25 protein-coding genes are annotated in these 15,071 nt (G+C 66.7%); all 25 read left to right on the plus strand.

Going from position 1 to position 15,071, the window contains the following annotated elements; genetic code table 11:
* The first annotated feature begins 19 nt into the window (after positions 1–19).
* The 25 genes from BLW57_RS22915 (at position 20) to BLW57_RS23040 (ending at position 14,984) form a co-directional block, all read left to right on the plus strand.
* Entirely contained in the window at positions 20–2,053 is a 2,034-nt protein-coding gene (locus tag BLW57_RS22915; protein ID WP_256339559.1) for a hypothetical protein, read from the plus strand.
* A 266-nt stretch (positions 2,054–2,319) separates the two neighbouring features.
* Positions 2,320–2,577 (plus strand): hypothetical protein, encoded by a 258-nt coding sequence (locus BLW57_RS22920; RefSeq protein WP_143051620.1) that lies wholly within the window; start codon positions 2,320–2,322, stop codon positions 2,575–2,577.
* A 433-nt stretch (positions 2,578–3,010) separates the two neighbouring features.
* A complete protein-coding gene (gene rpsJ / locus BLW57_RS22925) occupies positions 3,011–3,319 on the plus strand; it encodes a 30S ribosomal protein S10 (protein WP_003948644.1) in 309 nt (102 codons plus the stop codon).
* A 17-nt stretch (positions 3,320–3,336) separates the two neighbouring features.
* Positions 3,337–3,981 carry a 50S ribosomal protein L3 gene (rplC, locus tag BLW57_RS22930; protein ID WP_020135811.1) on the plus strand — a complete coding sequence of 215 codons (645 nt, stop codon included), beginning with the start codon at positions 3,337–3,339 and terminating at the stop codon, positions 3,979–3,981.
* 8 nt (positions 3,982–3,989) lie between these two features.
* Positions 3,990–4,646 carry a 50S ribosomal protein L4 gene (gene rplD / locus BLW57_RS22935; protein WP_031167072.1) on the plus strand — a complete coding sequence of 219 codons (657 nt, stop codon included), beginning with the start codon at positions 3,990–3,992 and terminating at the stop codon, positions 4,644–4,646.
* Positions 4,646–5,065, plus strand: a complete 420-nt coding sequence (gene rplW / locus BLW57_RS22940) for a 50S ribosomal protein L23 (protein ID WP_073901440.1) — start codon at positions 4,646–4,648, stop codon at positions 5,063–5,065. The genes rplD and rplW overlap by 1 nt, the downstream gene beginning before the upstream one ends.
* A 38-nt stretch (positions 5,066–5,103) precedes the next feature.
* Positions 5,104–5,940, plus strand: coding sequence for a 50S ribosomal protein L2 (gene rplB, locus BLW57_RS22945; RefSeq protein ID WP_031167077.1), 837 nt, complete (start codon positions 5,104–5,106; stop codon positions 5,938–5,940).
* A 12-nt stretch (positions 5,941–5,952) separates the two neighbouring features.
* Positions 5,953–6,234, plus strand: coding sequence for a 30S ribosomal protein S19 (gene rpsS, locus BLW57_RS22950; protein WP_003992359.1), 282 nt, complete (start codon positions 5,953–5,955; stop codon positions 6,232–6,234).
* A gap of 44 nt (positions 6,235–6,278) precedes the next feature.
* Positions 6,279–6,626, plus strand: coding sequence for a 50S ribosomal protein L22 (rplV, locus tag BLW57_RS22955; protein ID WP_003974262.1), 348 nt, complete (start codon positions 6,279–6,281; stop codon positions 6,624–6,626).
* Complete coding sequence (rpsC, locus tag BLW57_RS22960) at positions 6,626–7,447, plus strand: 30S ribosomal protein S3 (protein WP_003998826.1); 822 nt, start codon at positions 6,626–6,628, stop codon at positions 7,445–7,447. Before rplV ends, rpsC begins: the two co-directional genes overlap by 1 nt.
* A gap of 5 nt (positions 7,448–7,452) precedes the next feature.
* The gene (gene rplP / locus BLW57_RS22965) at positions 7,453–7,872 is read left to right on the plus strand and encodes a 50S ribosomal protein L16 (protein ID WP_073901439.1); all 420 of its coding nucleotides are present in this window, start codon (positions 7,453–7,455) and stop codon (positions 7,870–7,872) included.
* A complete protein-coding gene (gene rpmC / locus BLW57_RS22970; protein ID WP_030174543.1) occupies positions 7,872–8,096 on the plus strand; it encodes a 50S ribosomal protein L29 in 225 nt (74 codons plus the stop codon). The genes rplP and rpmC overlap by 1 nt, the downstream gene beginning before the upstream one ends.
* Positions 8,096–8,380 (plus strand): 30S ribosomal protein S17, encoded by a 285-nt coding sequence (gene rpsQ, locus BLW57_RS22975; RefSeq protein ID WP_014674375.1) that lies wholly within the window; start codon positions 8,096–8,098, stop codon positions 8,378–8,380. The genes rpmC and rpsQ overlap by 1 nt, the downstream gene beginning before the upstream one ends.
* Positions 8,381–8,478: 98 nt before the next feature.
* The gene (gene rplN, locus BLW57_RS22980) at positions 8,479–8,847 is read left to right on the plus strand and encodes a 50S ribosomal protein L14 (protein ID WP_003998823.1); all 369 of its coding nucleotides are present in this window, start codon (positions 8,479–8,481) and stop codon (positions 8,845–8,847) included.
* Positions 8,848–8,849: 2 nt separating this feature from the next.
* Positions 8,850–9,173 carry a 50S ribosomal protein L24 gene (gene rplX, locus BLW57_RS22985; protein ID WP_030671805.1) on the plus strand — a complete coding sequence of 108 codons (324 nt, stop codon included), beginning with the start codon at positions 8,850–8,852 and terminating at the stop codon, positions 9,171–9,173.
* Complete coding sequence (gene rplE, locus BLW57_RS22990) at positions 9,173–9,730, plus strand: 50S ribosomal protein L5 (RefSeq protein WP_093477034.1); 558 nt, start codon at positions 9,173–9,175, stop codon at positions 9,728–9,730. Before rplX ends, rplE begins: the two co-directional genes overlap by 1 nt.
* Before the next feature lie 5 nt (positions 9,731–9,735).
* A complete protein-coding gene (locus tag BLW57_RS22995; RefSeq protein WP_003948630.1) occupies positions 9,736–9,921 on the plus strand; it encodes a type Z 30S ribosomal protein S14 in 186 nt (61 codons plus the stop codon).
* Between the two features lie 212 nt (positions 9,922–10,133).
* A complete protein-coding gene (gene rpsH / locus BLW57_RS23005) occupies positions 10,134–10,532 on the plus strand; it encodes a 30S ribosomal protein S8 (RefSeq protein WP_007384075.1) in 399 nt (132 codons plus the stop codon).
* A gap of 24 nt (positions 10,533–10,556) precedes the next feature.
* Positions 10,557–11,096 carry a 50S ribosomal protein L6 gene (rplF, locus tag BLW57_RS23010; RefSeq protein WP_071373346.1) on the plus strand — a complete coding sequence of 180 codons (540 nt, stop codon included), beginning with the start codon at positions 10,557–10,559 and terminating at the stop codon, positions 11,094–11,096.
* A 3-nt stretch (positions 11,097–11,099) separates the two neighbouring features.
* The gene (gene rplR, locus BLW57_RS23015; RefSeq protein WP_073901437.1) at positions 11,100–11,483 is read left to right on the plus strand and encodes a 50S ribosomal protein L18; all 384 of its coding nucleotides are present in this window, start codon (positions 11,100–11,102) and stop codon (positions 11,481–11,483) included.
* A gap of 39 nt (positions 11,484–11,522) precedes the next feature.
* Positions 11,523–12,131 (plus strand): 30S ribosomal protein S5, encoded by a 609-nt coding sequence (rpsE, locus tag BLW57_RS23020; protein ID WP_030671799.1) that lies wholly within the window; start codon positions 11,523–11,525, stop codon positions 12,129–12,131.
* Complete coding sequence (rpmD, locus tag BLW57_RS23025) at positions 12,131–12,313, plus strand: 50S ribosomal protein L30 (protein WP_055418359.1); 183 nt, start codon at positions 12,131–12,133, stop codon at positions 12,311–12,313. The genes rpsE and rpmD overlap by 1 nt, the downstream gene beginning before the upstream one ends.
* 2 nt (positions 12,314–12,315) lie before the next feature.
* Positions 12,316–12,771 (plus strand): 50S ribosomal protein L15, encoded by a 456-nt coding sequence (gene rplO / locus BLW57_RS23030; protein ID WP_023547373.1) that lies wholly within the window; start codon positions 12,316–12,318, stop codon positions 12,769–12,771.
* Between the two features lie 234 nt (positions 12,772–13,005).
* Positions 13,006–14,319 carry a preprotein translocase subunit SecY gene (secY, locus tag BLW57_RS23035; RefSeq protein WP_093477037.1) on the plus strand — a complete coding sequence of 438 codons (1,314 nt, stop codon included), beginning with the start codon at positions 13,006–13,008 and terminating at the stop codon, positions 14,317–14,319.
* A complete protein-coding gene (locus BLW57_RS23040; protein ID WP_093477039.1) occupies positions 14,319–14,984 on the plus strand; it encodes an adenylate kinase in 666 nt (221 codons plus the stop codon). The genes secY and BLW57_RS23040 overlap by 1 nt, the downstream gene beginning before the upstream one ends.
* The last annotated feature ends 87 nt before the right edge of the window (positions 14,985–15,071 follow it).

Raw genomic sequence — 15,071 nt, forward strand, 5'->3', positions numbered from 1 at the left:
GCCGACGTACCACGAGATCATGACCGCCGACCTCGGCACCCTGACCGCCGCGGCCGAACGCTGGGACGGCATGGCGGGGGAGTTCGCCAAGCAGGAGCGCGCCTACCGGACCGGCGTGTACGGCGTCACCGCCGGCCCCGCGGCCTGGGCGGGCATGAGCGCGGAGGCGGCGCACGGGCGCTTCGCCGTCACGCTGAAGGAGTTCGCCCACGCCCGGACGGAGGCGAAGGCCATCGCCTCGCTCCTGCGGGACGCCCACGCCCAGTTCGTGGAACTGAAGGGGCGGCTGACGGCGGTACGGCGGGAGGCGGCCGCGGTGGGACTGCGCGTCTCGGACCGCGGTCTGGTGGCCGCCGACCCCGGAGCCGGGCACGACGCCGGGGGAGGGCACGAGCCGGACGTCCACTCCTGGCAGGCCCGCATCGACAAGGCGGTCCGTGACGTCACCGACGCCGACACGGGTGTGCGGACCGCGCTCACGGCGGTGGTCGTCGACTCCGACCCGCTGGCCGGGGGCCGGGGCTTCAACGGCAGGGCGATGGGGGACGTCGAGAAGTACGAGGCGGTGGAGGCCGACCGGCTCCTGGCCCGCCTGAGCCGGGGCGCACACCTCTCGGACCGCGAACTCGCCGAACTGGAGAGGGCGTTTCGTGACAACGCCGCCGACGTGGAGTTCTCCCGCACGCTCCTGGACGGCCTGGGAGCCGACGGCACGATCCGGCTGACGAACCAGCTGAACGACCTCCTCCAGGTGCGAGGCGGGCCGAGCGGTGCGTCCCTGCGGGCCTGCTCCGCGATCGAGACCGGTCTGGCGGACTCCCTGGCCACGGCGGCGCGGGACACCCACTCGGAGTGGTACCGGCGGTGGCGGGCGGAGATGCGGGAGGCGGGGGTCGAGCGCGCCGCCACGGCCGCGCAGGGCGCCCGCCTGGACCAGGCGGTGGGCTACCAGTCCCTGGTGACGCTGATGCGGCACGGGCACGGCTACGCGCCGGGCATGCTGGAGGACCTCACCGACGACATGATCGCCGCGGAACGCCGGGAGCCCGGGATCTGGCGGCTGAAGGGCACCTACGCCGGCCGGCACGACGGCTGGTTCGCCAACGACCCGGTGGACGGCGCGCTCGGGCTCATGAGCCGGGATCCGGGGACGGCGGCGCACTATCTGTCCGACGAGGCCCGCATGACGTACCTGATGAAGGACCGGGACTGGGACGTCACGCTGCACGTGCGGGAGGGTCCGACGGCCACCCGGTACGTGGCCGGGCCCGACGCGGACGACCGGGCGGGCCTCGGGGCGGCGCTCCAGGCCGCGGCCACGGGGATCGACCCGTCGGACAGGCGCGCGCACTACGTCTCCCACGGCGCGCCGAACGAGACGGTCTTCCGGTCCGCGCTGCACCAACTCGCCGACCGGGGCGACGAGTTCCCTCCGTCCCTACGGCGCCCGATGGCGGCCATCCTGGTCAACCACGGTGCGACGGTCCACGCGTCCATGAGCGAGATCGACATCGCCCACTCCCCACTGGACCAGGGCGAACTCTTCGAGGTGACGAAACAGGTGTCCAAGGACGAGGGGGCGTACGGGGCGCTCAACGGGGGGCTGAACCAGGCGATGGTCTCCACCATCCACGCCGACCACGGCCACTCCGCGGACTCGCTGACGCGGGCCGGCCGCACGGTGGGTTTCCTGGAGGAGGCCCGCCTCCAGGCCCAGGGCGACCCCAAGACCGCCGAGTTCGAGGCGAAGCCGCTCTTCGACAAGGCGATCAGCTACATCCCGGTCGCGAGCGACGACGTCCAGGCCGGCTTCGACTACGTGACGGACCAGTGGCTGGAGGACGAGCAGAAGCGACTGGATGAGAAGCAGGAGGAAGACAATGTTCGGTCCTACACGGTCAGAAACCAGCAGCTGATGGCTCTGGCCCGTGAGTGGTCCAAGGCGAATCGCGCGGACGGCGACTCTCTCTACGATCCGCAGGCTGAGATCCACAGATCTGCGGGCGACGGTATGACCCATGCGCTCGGAGTGTCGGGAGAGCCGCCCAAGTGAACAAGTACCTGCGCACCTCCACAGTGACCTGTGCGCTGCTTGTCGCGGCCTGTGGCCGTCCGGCACACAACGACGTTCCGGACGTTGTCTGCGGGACTCCTGTGAAGCCCGCACTGACGCGGTCCCTCGTCCGCCCGACCGAGCCTTGGCGTGAGTACAGCCGAGTCGACCGATCACAAGGAGTTACGGCGCCGTGCCTGGTGTACTCGGGAAAGAAGGTGCTGCTCAATTTCCGGTTCTCATGGAGGCCGGTGAGGACGGACCTCATGTATTTGGCGAAGGGCACCGGCACCGTCTCGGGTATCAGCGAGCCGCGCAGTCTCGAATCCTCCTACGCGACGCTGGTCGGCAACGACGGTGCCATCTCGCAGACCCCCTGCAAAACCAGAGGCGGCCGTTACTTCACTCTCACCCTGCAGCTGCCGCAGGTCCGGCTCGGGGATCGCAGTCGGCGGGAGGACATCGCGGCGTTCATGCGGGCCTACTTCCCCGCCACCGTCGCCACGCTCGGTTGCGGGACGTAGCCGTGTGCCGGGGTTTGACGTGCGTCACGCTCGGGGTAATCTCTTCGGCTCGATTAGCCAGCGACCCGCCCCATATGGCAGACTGTCCGAGTTGCTCGGTCGAGTGTTGATGCTGCGCGCCTCCCGCCGGGAGGACCGGAAGCGAGTCCCACAGTACTCGTCGCCCTAACTGCCACCACGGCAGCACTGGGGCGGACGTACGGGAATCTTCCGGGAAGTGTGGGCGCATCACCGGCCAGGCGCCCGGTGGGCCCGAGGCCCTCGGTCCGCGGTTCCGGAAGGGCCGTCGCATTCCCCGCAGGGATGTTCGAACAAGGGACATCTGTGTCGGCGGGAGCGCGACACACCCGACCGCGTGGGTCGGAGGAACGACGGCAGCAGAAGGAATCCACCGGGTTCCAGAGCGTTAAAGAGACAGGACTACTGAGTAGCCATGGCGGGACAGAAGATCCGCATCCGGCTCAAGGCCTACGACCACGAGGTCATCGACTCCTCGGCGAAGAAGATCGTCGAGACGGTGACCCGCACTGGTGCGTCGGTCGCGGGCCCGGTGCCGCTGCCCACTGAGAAGAACGTGTACTGCGTCATCAAGTCGCCGCACAAGTACAAGGACTCGCGCGAGCACTTCGAGATGCGCACGCACAAGCGCCTGATCGACATCCTCGACCCCACCCCCAAGACCGTTGACTCTCTGATGCGACTCGACCTCCCGGCCGGTGTCGACATCGAGATCAAGCTCTGAGGGTCGGTGAGCTGAGAATGGCTAAGCAGATCAAGGGCATCCTGGGCGAGAAGCTCGGCATGACGCAGGTGTGGGACGAGAACAACCGTGTTGTTCCGGTCACCGTCGTCAAGGCCGGCCCCAACGTCGTCACCCAGGTCCGTACGAACGATGTCGACGGCTACGAGTCCGTCCAGATCGCTTTCGGCGAGATCGACCCGCGCAAGGTGAACAAGCCCCTCAAGGGCCACTTCGCCAAGGCCGACGTCACTCCCCGCCGCCACCTCGTCGAGATCCGTACCGCTGACGCCAGCGAGTACACCCTCGGCCAGGAGATCACCGCCGAGGTGTTCGAGGCCGGCATCAAGGTCGACGTGACCGGCAAGAGCAAGGGCAAGGGCTTCGCCGGTGTCATGAAGCGTCACAACTTCAAGGGCCTCGGCGCCGGACACGGCACCCAGCGCAAGCACCGCTCGCCCGGTTCCATCGGTGGCTGCGCCACCCCGGGCCGCGTGTTCAAGGGCCTCCGCATGGCGGGTCGCATGGGCAACGAGCGGGTCACCACCCAGAACCTGACCGTCCACGCCGTTGACGCGGAGAAGGGTCTGCTGCTCATCAAGGGCGCGGTTCCCGGTCCGAACGGCGGCCTCGTCCTGGTCCGCACCGCGGCCAAGGGGGCCTGAGGTAACCGATGAGCACTGTTGACATCCTTTCGCCGGCTGGCGAGAAGGCCGGTTCCGTCGAGCTCCCCGCGGAGATCTTCGACGTGGAGAAGATCAGCATCCCGCTGATCCACCAGGTCGTCGTCGCGCAGCTGGCCGCTGCCCGTCAGGGCACGCACAAGACCAAGACCCGTGGCGAAGTCCGTGGTGGTGGCAAGAAGCCGTACCGCCAGAAGGGCACCGGCCGCGCCCGTCAGGGCTCGACCCGTGCGCCGCAGTTCGCCGGTGGTGGCGTCGTGCACGGTCCCGTGCCGCGTGACTACTCGCAGCGCACCCCGAAGAAGATGAAGGCCGCGGCCCTGCGCCACGCCCTCACCGACCGGGCGCGTCACAACCGCATCCACGTCGTCTCCGGCGTGGTCGAGGGCGCGAACCCCAGCACCAAGGCCGCCAAGAGCCTGTTCGGCAAGATCAGCGAGCGCAAGAACCTGCTCCTGGTCGTCGACCGCGCCGATGAGGCCGCGTGGCTGTCCGCCCGCAACCTGCCCCAGGTCCACATCCTGGAGCCGGGCCAGCTGAACACGTACGACGTTCTCGTCTCGGACGACGTGGTCTTCACCCAGGCCGCTTTCGAGTCCTTCGTGTCTGGCCCCAAGGCCGCTGACACCGAAGGGAGCGAGGCCTGATGGCTACGCGTCACCCGAGCATTGCCTCGAAGGCGGCCAAGGCCGCCAAGGCCGCGCGCGTCGCCAAGGCGCGTCGCCACGCCACCGAGGGCAAGAACACCGTCGAGACCCCGCTGAGCAAGTCGTACACGGACCCCCGTGACGTCCTGCTGAAGCCGGTCGTCTCCGAGAAGAGCTACGCGCTCATCGACGAGAACAAGTACACGTTCATCGTCGACCCGAACGCGAACAAGACCCAGATCAAGCAGGCCGTCCAGGCGGTCTTCGACGTCAAGGTCACCGGGGTCAACACGATCAACCGCCAGGGCAAGCGCAAGCGCACGAAGACCGGTTTCGGTCAGCGTGCCGCCACCAAGCGCGCGATCGTGACCCTCGCCGAGGGCGACCGTATCGACATCTTCGGCGGTCCGACCGCGTAAGCGGGTCGGATCGTCCGATATCGGACGAGGACTGAGAAATGGGAATCCGCAAGTACAAGCCGACTACGCCGGGCCGTCGTGGCGCCAGCGTCGCCGACTTCGTCGAGGTCACGCGGTCCACGCCGGAGAAGTCGCTGGTCCGCCCCCTGCACAGCAAGGGCGGCCGTAACAACGCCGGTCGTGTGACCGTTCGCCACCAGGGTGGCGGACACAAGCGCGCCTACCGCGTGATCGACTTCCGTCGTCACGACAAGGACGGCGTGCCGGCGAAGGTCGCGCACATCGAGTACGACCCCAACCGCACCGCGCGCATCGCGCTGCTGCACTACGCCGACGGCGAGAAGCGCTACATCCTCGCCCCGCGCAACCTGCAGCAGGGTGACCGCGTCGAGAACGGTCCCGGGGCCGACATCAAGCCGGGCAACAACCTGGCCCTCCGCAACATCCCGGTCGGTACCACGATCCACGCGATCGAGCTCCGTCCCGGTGGCGGTGCCAAGTTCGCCCGCTCGGCGGGTGCCTCCGTGCAGCTGCTCGCGAAGGAGGGCTCGATGGCCCACCTCCGCATGCCGTCCGGTGAGATCCGCCTGGTCGACGTCCGCTGCCGCGCCACCATCGGCGAGGTCGGCAACGCCGAGCAGAGCAACATCAACTGGGGTAAGGCCGGCCGTAAGCGGTGGCTGGGCGTTCGCCCGACCGTCCGTGGTGTCGTGATGAACCCGGTTGACCACCCGCACGGTGGTGGTGAGGGCCGGACCTCCGGTGGTCGCCACCCTGTGTCCCCGTGGGGCAAGAAGGAAGGCCGTACTCGTTCGCCCAAGAAGGCGTCGAACAAGTACATCGTCCGCCGCCGCAAGACGAACAAGAAGCGCTAAGGACGGGTTGAGATGCCTCGTAGCCTGAAGAAGGGGCCCTTCGTCGACGACCACCTGATCAAGAAGGTGGACGCCCAGAACGAAGCCGGCACCAAGAACGTCATCAAGACCTGGTCCCGCCGCTCCATGATCGTCCCGGCCATGCTGGGCCACACGCTCGCGGTGCACAACGGCAAGACCCACATCCCGGTGTTCGTCACCGAGTCGATGGTCGGTCACAAGCTCGGCGAGTTCTCGCCGACGCGCACCTTCCGGGGTCACGTCAAGGACGACCGGAAGTCGAAGCGCCGCTAACCGCGGATCGCATTCAGACACGTAAGTAACTGAGAGGGACAACCATGGAAGCCAGGGCCCAGGCGCGGTACATCCGCGTTACGCCCATGAAGGCCCGCCGCGTGGTGGACCTTATCCGTGGCATGGATGCCACGGAGGCTCAGGCGGTCCTGCGATTCGCTCCGCAGGCCGCCTCCGTGCCCGTCGGCAAGGTGCTCGACAGCGCCATCGCCAACGCCGCGCACAACTACGACCACACCGACGCCGACAGCCTCTTCATCTCCGAGGCGTACGTCGACGAGGGCCCGACCCTGAAGCGGTTCCGACCGCGTGCCCAGGGCCGTGCCTACCGGATCCGCAAGCGGACCAGCCACATCACCGTGGTCGTCAGCAGCAAGGAAGGAACCCGGTAATGGGCCAGAAGGTTAACCCGCATGGGTTCCGGCTCGGTGTCACGACCGACTTCAAGTCGCGTTGGTACGCCGACAAGCTGTACAAGGACTACGTCAAGGAAGACGTCGCCATCCGTCGGATGATGACGTCCGGCATGGAGCGCGCCGGTATCTCGAAGGTTGAGATCGAGCGCACCCGTGACCGCGTGCGGGTGGACATCCACACCGCTCGTCCGGGCATCGTCATCGGCCGCCGTGGCGCCGAGGCCGACCGCATCCGCGGTGACCTCGAGAAGCTCACGGGCAAGCAGGTCCAGCTGAACATCCTCGAGGTCAAGAACCCCGAGACCGACGCTCAGCTGGTTGCTCAGGCCGTTGCCGAGCAGCTCTCCTCCCGCGTCTCCTTCCGCCGCGCCATGCGTAAGAGCATGCAGTCGGCGATGAAGGCCGGCGCCAAGGGCATCAAGATCCAGTGCGGTGGCCGCCTCGGTGGCGCCGAGATGTCCCGCTCGGAGTTCTACCGCGAGGGCCGTGTGCCCCTGCACACGCTCCGCGCGAACGTGGACTACGGCTTCTTCGAGGCCAAGACGACCTTCGGCCGCATCGGTGTGAAGGTCTGGATCTACAAGGGCGACGTCAAGAACATCGCCGAGGTCCGCGCCGAGAACGCTGCGGCCCGTGCGGGTAACCGCCCGGCCCGTGGCGGTGCAGACCGCCCGGCCCGTGGTGGCCGTGGCGGCGAGCGGCGCGGTCGCAAGCCGCAGCAGGCTGCCGGCGCCGAGGCCCCCAAGGCCGAGGCTCCCGCGTCGGCTCCGGCTGAGAGCACCGGAACGGAGGCCTGACCGAAATGCTGATCCCCCGTAGGGTCAAGCACCGCAAGCAGCACCACCCGAAGCGCAGCGGTATGTCCAAGGGTGGAACGCAGGTTGCGTTCGGCGAGTACGGCATTCAGGCGCTGACCCCGGCGTATGTGACGAACCGTCAGATCGAGGCCGCTCGTATCGCCATGACGCGTCACATCAAGCGTGGTGGCAAGGTCTGGATCAACATCTACCCGGACCGTCCCCTCACCAAGAAGCCTGCCGAGACCCGCATGGGTTCCGGTAAGGGTTCGCCGGAGTGGTGGATCGCCAACGTCAAGCCCGGACGCGTGATGTTCGAGCTGTCGTACCCCAACGAGAAGATCGCCCGTGAGGCGCTCCTTCGCGCGGCCCACAAGCTGCCGATGAAGTGCCGGATCGTCAAGCGCGAGGCAGGTGAAGCGTGATGTCGGCCGGTACCAAGGCGTCCGAGCTGCGCGAGCTGGGCAACGAGGAGCTTCTGGGCAAGCTCCGCGAGGCCAAGGAAGAGCTGTTCAACCTCCGCTTCCAGGCGGCGACCGGTCAGCTCGAGAACCACGGTCGGCTGAAGGCCGTCCGTAAGGACATCGCGCGGATCTACACCCTGATGCGTGAGCGCGAGCTGGGCATCGAGACGGTGGAGAGCGCCTGATGAGCGAGAGCAACGTGACTGAGAACACTGAGGCCCGTGGCTTCCGTAAGACCCGTGAGGGTCTCGTCGTCAGCGACAAGATGGACAAGACCGTCGTCGTCGCCGTCGAGGACCGTGTGAAGCACGCGCTGTACGGCAAGGTCATCCGTCGTACGAACAAGCTCAAGGCACACGACGAGCAGAACGCCGCGGGTGTCGGCGACCGCGTCCTCCTCATGGAGACCCGGCCGCTGTCCGCGACGAAGCGCTGGCGCGTCGTCGAGATCCTCGAGAAGGCCAAGTAATTCCTGCGGGCAAACCCGCAGGTCAGTTCCGCCAGGCTCGGCAGGGGTCCTCGATCTGAGGCCCCTGCCGGGAACCGGCAGACGATCAGGAGATAGACGTGATCCAGCAGGAGTCGCGACTGCGCGTCGCCGACAACACTGGTGCGAAGGAGATCCTTTGCATCCGTGTGCTCGGTGGCTCCGGTCGCCGCTACGCGGGCATCGGTGACGTCATCGTCGCCACCGTCAAGGACGCGATCCCCGGCGGCAACGTGAAGAAGGGTGACGTCGTCAAGGCGGTCATCGTTCGCACCGTCAAGGAGCGCCGCCGTCCGGACGGCTCGTACATCCGCTTCGACGAGAACGCCGCCGTCATTCTGAAGAACGACGGCGACCCTCGCGGCACCCGTATCTTCGGCCCGGTCGGCCGTGAGCTGCGCGAGAAGAAGTTCATGAAGATCATCTCGCTCGCGCCGGAGGTGCTGTAAGCATGAAGATCAAGAAGGGCGACCTGGTCCAGGTCATCACCGGTAAGGACAAGGGCAAGCAGGGCAAGGTCATCGCGGCCTACCCCCGCGAGGACCGCGTCCTGGTCGAGGGTGTCAACCGGGTCAAGAAGCACACCAAGGCCGGTCCGACCGCTCGCGGTTCGCAGGCCGGCGGCATCGTCACGACCGAGGCGCCGATCCACGTCTCCAACGTCCAGCTGGTCGTTGAGAAGGATGGCAACAAGGTCGTCACGCGTGTCGGTTACCGCTTCGACGACGAAGGCAACAAGATCCGCGTTGCCAAGCGGACGGGTGAGGACATCTGATGGCTACCACCACCACTCCGCGTCTGAAGCAGAGGTACCGCGAGGAGATCGCGGGCAAGCTGCGTGACGAGTTCAAGTACGAGAACGTCATGCAGGTTCCCGGCCTCGTCAAGATCGTGGTCAACATGGGTGTCGGCGACGCCGCCCGTGACTCGAAGCTGATCGAGGGCGCGATCCGCGACCTGACCACCATCACCGGTCAGAAGCCGGCCGTCACCAAGGCCCGCAAGTCCATCGCGCAGTTCAAGCTGCGTGAGGGCCAGCCGATCGGTGCCCACGTCACGCTCCGTGGCGACCGCATGTGGGAGTTCCTGGACCGCACCCTGTCGCTCGCGCTCCCGCGCATCCGCGACTTCCGCGGCCTGTCCCCCAAGCAGTTCGACGGCCGTGGCAACTACACCTTCGGTCTCACGGAGCAGGTCATGTTCCACGAGATCGACCAGGACAAGATCGACCGTACCCGGGGCATGGACATCACCGTGGTCACCACGGCGACCAACGACGCTGAGGGCCGCGCGCTCCTTCGTCACCTCGGCTTCCCGTTCAAGGAGGCGTGAGCGAGATGGCGAAGAAGGCTCTGATTGCCAAGGCTGCTCGCAAGCCCAAGTTCGGTGTGCGTGGCTACACGCGCTGCCAGCGCTGCGGCCGTCCGCACTCCGTGTACCGCAAGTTCGGCCTCTGCCGCGTGTGCCTTCGTGAGATGGCTCACCGTGGCGAGCTGCCGGGCGTGACCAAGAGCTCCTGGTAATCCCTGTAATCAGGGATTTCCGGAGCTCTCGGTAAGCATCTGGGTCGGCAGGGGCCCTTCTCCGCATGCCGTAGGCTTGTGGGGTTGGGCGTCTGCCGCGCCCTTACGACTTACTACGCCGTAGGTCCACCGCGCCGCACCCGCCCCGTCTCGGATCGGGGAGAGGGATGGCGCACCAGGAAACCCCGGCGAGAGAGGCCGAAGGCCAATTCATGACCATGACTGATCCGATCGCAGACATGCTTACGCGTCTGCGGAACGCGAACTCGGCATACCACGACTCCGTGACGATGCCGGCATCGAAGATCAAGTCGCACATCGCGGAGATCCTCCAGCAGGAGGGCTTCATCACGGGCTGGAAGGTCGAGGACGCCGAGGTCGGTAAGAACCTCGTTCTCGAGCTGAAGTTCGGCCCGAACCGTGAGCGCTCCATCGCGGGCATCAAGCGGATCTCCAAGCCCGGTCTCCGGGTGTACGCGAAGTCCACCAACCTGCCGAAGGTGCTGGGCGGCCTCGGCGTGGCGATCATCTCCACGTCGCACGGGCTCCTCACCGACAAGCAGGCCGGCAAGAAGGGCGTGGGTGGGGAAGTCCTCGCCTACGTCTGGTAGCGGAAGGGAACGGAGGAAACAGCTATGTCGCGTATTGGCAAGCTCCCCATCACGGTTCCCGCCGGCGTGGACGTCACCATCGACGGCCGTACGGTCTCGGTCAAGGGCCCCAAGGGCTCGCTGACCCACACCGTCGTCGCGCCGATCGACATCGTCAAGGGTGAGGACGGCGTGCTCAACGTCACCCGTCCGAACGACGAGCGTCAGAACAAGGCCCTCCACGGCCTGTCCCGCACGCTGGTGGCGAACATGATCACCGGCGTGACCCAGGGTTACGTGAAGAAGCTCGAGATCAGCGGTGTCGGTTACCGCGTGACGGCCAAGGGCTCGAACCTCGAGTTCGCGCTCGGCTACAGCCACCCGATCGTCGTCGAGGCGCCCGAGGGCATCACCTTCAAGGTGGAGACCCCGACCCGCTTCCAGGTCGAGGGCATCGACAAGCAGAAGGTCGGCGAGGTTGCGGCCAACATCCGCAAGCTGCGCAAGCCCGACCCGTACAAGGCCAAGGGCGTCAAGTACGAGGGCGAAGTCATCCGCCGCAAGGTCGGAAAGGCGGGTAAGTAAGCCATGGCATACGGACAGAAGATCCTCAAGGGCGACGCCTACAAGCGCGCCGCGATCAAGCGCCGTCACATCCGGATTCGCAAGAACCTTTCCGGTACGGCGGAGCGTCCCCGTCTGGTCGTTACCCGCTCCAACCGCCACATCGTGGCGCAGGTGATCGACGACCTCAAGGGCCACACCCTGGCGTCCGCGTCCACTCTGGACGCGTCCGTCCGCGGTGGCGAGGGCGACAAGTCCTCGCAGGCCAAGCAGGTCGGCGCCCTGGTCGCCGAGCGTGCCAAGGCCGCCGGTGTCGAGGCTGTCGTGTTCGACCGTGGTGGCAACCAGTACGCCGGGCGCATCGCCGCCCTGGCGGACGCCGCCCGCGAAGCCGGGCTCAAGTTCTGAGCCTGCCGTAGCTAGCGGAAACAGAGAGAGGTAATTCCAATGGCTGGACCCCAGCGCCGCGGTGGCGGTGCCGGTGGCGGCGAGCGGCGGGACCGGAAGGGCCGTGACGGCGGCGCTGCTGCCGCCGAGAAGACCGCGTACGTTGAGCGCGTCGTCGCGATCAACCGCGTCGCCAAGGTTGTGAAGGGTGGTCGTCGCTTCAGCTTCACCGCGCTGGTCGTGGTGGGCGACGGTGACGGCACCGTGGGTGTCGGTTACGGCAAGGCCAAGGAGGTGCCGGCCGCCATCGCCAAGGGTGTTGAGGAGGCCAAGAAGCACTTCTTCAAGGTCCCCCGTATCCAGGGCACCATCCCGCACCCGATCACGGGTGAGAAGGCTGCCGGCGTCGTGCTGCTCAAGCCCGCGTCCCCCGGTACCGGTGTTATCGCCGGTGGTCCGGTGCGCGCCGTGCTCGAGTGCGCCGGTATCCACGACGTCCTGTCGAAGTCGCTCGGCTCGTCCAACGCGATCAACATCGTGCACGCGACCGTGGAGGCCCTGAAGGGCCTGCAGCGTCCCGAGGAGATCGCGGCCCGCCGTGGTCTGCCGCTCGAGGACGTCGCCCCCGCGGCTCTGCTGCGTGCGCGTGCCGGGGCTGGTGCTGCGTAATGGCTCAGCTCAAGATCACGCAGGTCAAGTCCTACATCGGCAGCAAGCAGAACCACCGTGACACCCTGCGCTCCCTTGGTCTCAAGGGCATCAACACGCAGGTCGTCAAGGAGGACCGCCCCGAGTTCCGCGGCATGGTGCAGACCGTCCGCCACCTCGTGACGGTCGAGGAGGTCGACTGATCATGGCGGAGCAGAACCCGCTCAAGATCCACAACCTCCGTCCCGCCCCGGGCGCCAAGACCGCCAAGACCCGTGTGGGTCGTGGTGAGGCGTCGAAGGGTAAGACGGCCGGTCGTGGTACGAAGGGTACGAAGGCCCGTTACCAGGTTCCGGAGCGCTTCGAGGGTGGCCAGATGCCGCTCCACATGCGCCTTCCGAAGCTGAAGGGCTTCAAGAACCCGTTCAAGACCGAGTTCCAGGTCGTGAACCTCGACAAGCTGGCCGCGCTCTACCCCGAGGGTGGCGAGGTCACCGTCGAGGGTCTGGTGGCCAAGGGCGCCGTTCGCAAGAACAGCCTCGTCAAGGTGCTCGGCCAGGGCGAGATCTCCGTGGCGCTGCAGGTGACGGTCGACGCCGTCTCCGGCTCCGCCAAGGAGAAGATCACCGCCGCCGGCGGTACGGTCACCGAGCTGGTCTGAGTCCCTCGGACTTCTCGATGACGTGAGCGATCCCGACCGGGGATACCCCACAAATGGGGTATCCCCGGTCGGTCGTTCCTAGGGCGGTGCTCTCGCCGGTAAGGTGGCCTGCACTGCCCACTTTCGATGGGTGCCTCCGATGGGGCACCCTGAGCGGCAGTTGACCGTTATCTATTCGTCGAACTTCAAGACCGTCACCCTTGACGCAGTTGCGCGGGGGTCGCAGGAGGCACCGTGCTCACCGCGTTCGCCCGGGCGTTCAAGACGCCCGACCTGCGCAAGAAGCTGCTCTTCACGCTGGCCATCATCGTGGTCTACCGGGTCGGTACCCACATTCCGATCCCCGGCGTCAACTACAAGGCCGTCCAGCAGTGTGTGACCGAGGCGTCGGGCAACCAGGGCCTGTTCGGCCTCGTGAACATGTTCAGCGGCGGTGCGCTGCTGCAGATCACGGTCTTCGCGCTCGGCATCATGCCGTACATCACGGCCAGCATCATCCTTCAGCTGCTGACCGTGGTCATCCCGCGTCTGGAAGCCCTGAAGAAGGAGGGTCAGGCGGGTACGGCGAAGATCACGCAGTACACCCGCTACCTGACCGTGGCGCTCGCCATCCTGCAGGGCACCGGCCTGGTGGCCACCGCCCGCAGCGGTGCGCTCTTCAACGGCTGCTCGGTCGCCACGAGCATCGTGCCGGACCAGGCGATCTTCTCGACGATCACCATGGTGATCTGCATGACCGCCGGTACGGCCGTCGTGATGTGGCTCGGTGAGCTGATCACCGACCGCGGTATCGGCAACGGCATGTCGATCCTGATGTTCATCTCGATCGCCGCGACGTTCCCCTCCGCCCTGTGGGCCATCAAGAAGCAGGGCACCCTGGCCGGCGGCTGGATCGAGTTCAGCACCGTGATCCTGGTCGGCCTGGTCATGGTCGCGCTCGTCGTCTTCGTCGAGCAGGCCCAGCGCCGCATCCCGGTGCAGTACGCGAAGCGCATGATCGGCCGCCGCTCCTACGGCGGAACCTCCACGTACATCCCGCTCAAGGTGAACCAGGCGGGTGTGATTCCCGTCATCTTCGCCTCTTCGCTGCTCTACATTCCGGCACTCGTGGCGCAGTTCGCAGGGGGCAAGTCGGGCTGGAAGACCTGGGTCGAGCAGAACCTGACCAAGGGCGACCACCCGATTTACATCACTTCGTACTTCTTGCTCATCGTTTTCTTCGCGTTCTTCTATGTGGCGATCTCCTTCAACCCCGAGGAAGTCGCCGACAACATGAAGAAGTATGGTGGCTTCATCCCGGGCATCCGGGCTGGCCGACCGACCGCTGAGTACCTCAGCTACGTGCTCAACCGGATCACCTGGCCGGGTTCGCTGTATCTGGGTCTGATCGCTCTCGTACCGACAATGGCGTTGGTGGGCTTCGGGGCAAGCCAGAACTTCCCCTTCGGCGGGACCAGCATCCTGATCATCGTGGGTGTCGGCCTCGAGACGGTGAAGCAGATCGAGAGCCAGCTCCAGCAGCGCAATTACGAAGGGTTCCTCCGCTGATGCGTATCGTCCTCGTCGGGCCGCCGGGTGCCGGTAAGGGAACGCAAGCCGTCCGGCTCGCAGAGAAGCTGGCCGTCCCGCACATCTCCACCGGCGACCTTTTCCGGGCCAACATCAGCCGCCAGACCGAGCTGGGCAAGCTCGCGAAGTCCTACATGGACGCCGGCAACCTGGTCCCCGACGAGGTCACCATCGCGATGGCCAAGGACCGCATGGAGCAGCCGGACGCGGAGAACGGCTTCCTGCTGGACGGCTTCCCGCGGAACGTGTCGCAGGCCGAGGCTCTGGACCAGCTCCTGGAGTCCGAGAACATCACGCTGGACGCGGTCCTGGACCTGGAGGTCCCCGAGGACGAGGTCGTCAAGCGGATCGCCGGCCGGCGCATCTGCCGCAACGACTCCTCGCACGTCTTCCACGTGACGTACAGCCCGCCGAAGCAGGAGGGCGTCTGCGACGTCTGCGGCGGCGAGCTGTACCAGCGCGACGACGACTCCGAGGAGACGGTCCGCAAGCGGCTGGAGGTCTACCACACGCAGACCGAGCCGATCATCGACTACTACAAGGCGCAGGGCCTGGTCGTGACGATCTCCTCCCTGGGGCCCGTGGACGAGATCACGCAGCGGGCGCTGGAGGCACTCAAGCGCGAGAAGGCCGAGAACAAGTAGATCGCGGTCCTTCCGGCCGCGGTGCCCTCCCCGGGCGCCGCGGCCGTAGTGTTGTACAGGTAACCCAGTCGACCCAGGTGACGGAGA

This window comes from Streptomyces sp. 1222.5 (assembly GCF_900105245.1).
Lineage (GTDB): Bacteria > Actinomycetota > Actinomycetes > Streptomycetales > Streptomycetaceae > Streptomyces > Streptomyces albidocamelliae.

Bases quoted from the DNA above. Each gene is read 5' to 3' on its own strand.
- rpsE (WP_030671799.1), top strand. From the start codon at position 11,523: ATGGCTGGACCCCAGCGCCGCGGTGGCGGTGCCGGTGGCGGCGAGCGG.
- rpsS (WP_003992359.1), top strand. From the start codon at position 5,953: ATGCCTCGTAGCCTGAAGAAGGGGCCCTTCGTCGACGACCACCTGATC.
- rplE (WP_093477034.1), top strand. From the start codon at position 9,173: ATGGCTACCACCACCACTCCGCGTCTGAAGCAGAGGTACCGCGAGGAG.
- rpmC (WP_030174543.1), top strand. From the start codon at position 7,872: ATGTCGGCCGGTACCAAGGCGTCCGAGCTGCGCGAGCTGGGCAACGAG.
- rpsC (WP_003998826.1), top strand. From the start codon at position 6,626: ATGGGCCAGAAGGTTAACCCGCATGGGTTCCGGCTCGGTGTCACGACC.
- rpsQ (WP_014674375.1), top strand. From the start codon at position 8,096: ATGAGCGAGAGCAACGTGACTGAGAACACTGAGGCCCGTGGCTTCCGT.
- rplF (WP_071373346.1), top strand. From the start codon at position 10,557: ATGTCGCGTATTGGCAAGCTCCCCATCACGGTTCCCGCCGGCGTGGAC.
- BLW57_RS23040 (WP_093477039.1), top strand. From the start codon at position 14,319: ATGCGTATCGTCCTCGTCGGGCCGCCGGGTGCCGGTAAGGGAACGCAA.
- rpsH (WP_007384075.1), top strand. From the start codon at position 10,134: ATGACCATGACTGATCCGATCGCAGACATGCTTACGCGTCTGCGGAAC.
- rplR (WP_073901437.1), top strand. From the start codon at position 11,100: ATGGCATACGGACAGAAGATCCTCAAGGGCGACGCCTACAAGCGCGCC.
- rplW (WP_073901440.1), top strand. From the start codon at position 4,646: ATGGCTACGCGTCACCCGAGCATTGCCTCGAAGGCGGCCAAGGCCGCC.
- rplV (WP_003974262.1), top strand. From the start codon at position 6,279: ATGGAAGCCAGGGCCCAGGCGCGGTACATCCGCGTTACGCCCATGAAG.
- rplP (WP_073901439.1), top strand. From the start codon at position 7,453: ATGCTGATCCCCCGTAGGGTCAAGCACCGCAAGCAGCACCACCCGAAG.
- BLW57_RS22915 (WP_256339559.1), top strand. From the start codon at position 20: ATGACCGCCGACCTCGGCACCCTGACCGCCGCGGCCGAACGCTGGGAC.
- rplB (WP_031167077.1), top strand. From the start codon at position 5,104: ATGGGAATCCGCAAGTACAAGCCGACTACGCCGGGCCGTCGTGGCGCC.
- rpmD (WP_055418359.1), top strand. From the start codon at position 12,131: ATGGCTCAGCTCAAGATCACGCAGGTCAAGTCCTACATCGGCAGCAAG.
- rplX (WP_030671805.1), top strand. From the start codon at position 8,850: ATGAAGATCAAGAAGGGCGACCTGGTCCAGGTCATCACCGGTAAGGAC.
- rpsJ (WP_003948644.1), top strand. From the start codon at position 3,011: ATGGCGGGACAGAAGATCCGCATCCGGCTCAAGGCCTACGACCACGAG.
- rplC (WP_020135811.1), top strand. From the start codon at position 3,337: ATGGCTAAGCAGATCAAGGGCATCCTGGGCGAGAAGCTCGGCATGACG.
- rplD (WP_031167072.1), top strand. From the start codon at position 3,990: ATGAGCACTGTTGACATCCTTTCGCCGGCTGGCGAGAAGGCCGGTTCC.
- BLW57_RS22995 (WP_003948630.1), top strand. From the start codon at position 9,736: ATGGCGAAGAAGGCTCTGATTGCCAAGGCTGCTCGCAAGCCCAAGTTC.
- rplO (WP_023547373.1), top strand. From the start codon at position 12,316: ATGGCGGAGCAGAACCCGCTCAAGATCCACAACCTCCGTCCCGCCCCG.
- BLW57_RS22920 (WP_143051620.1), top strand. From the start codon at position 2,320: ATGTATTTGGCGAAGGGCACCGGCACCGTCTCGGGTATCAGCGAGCCG.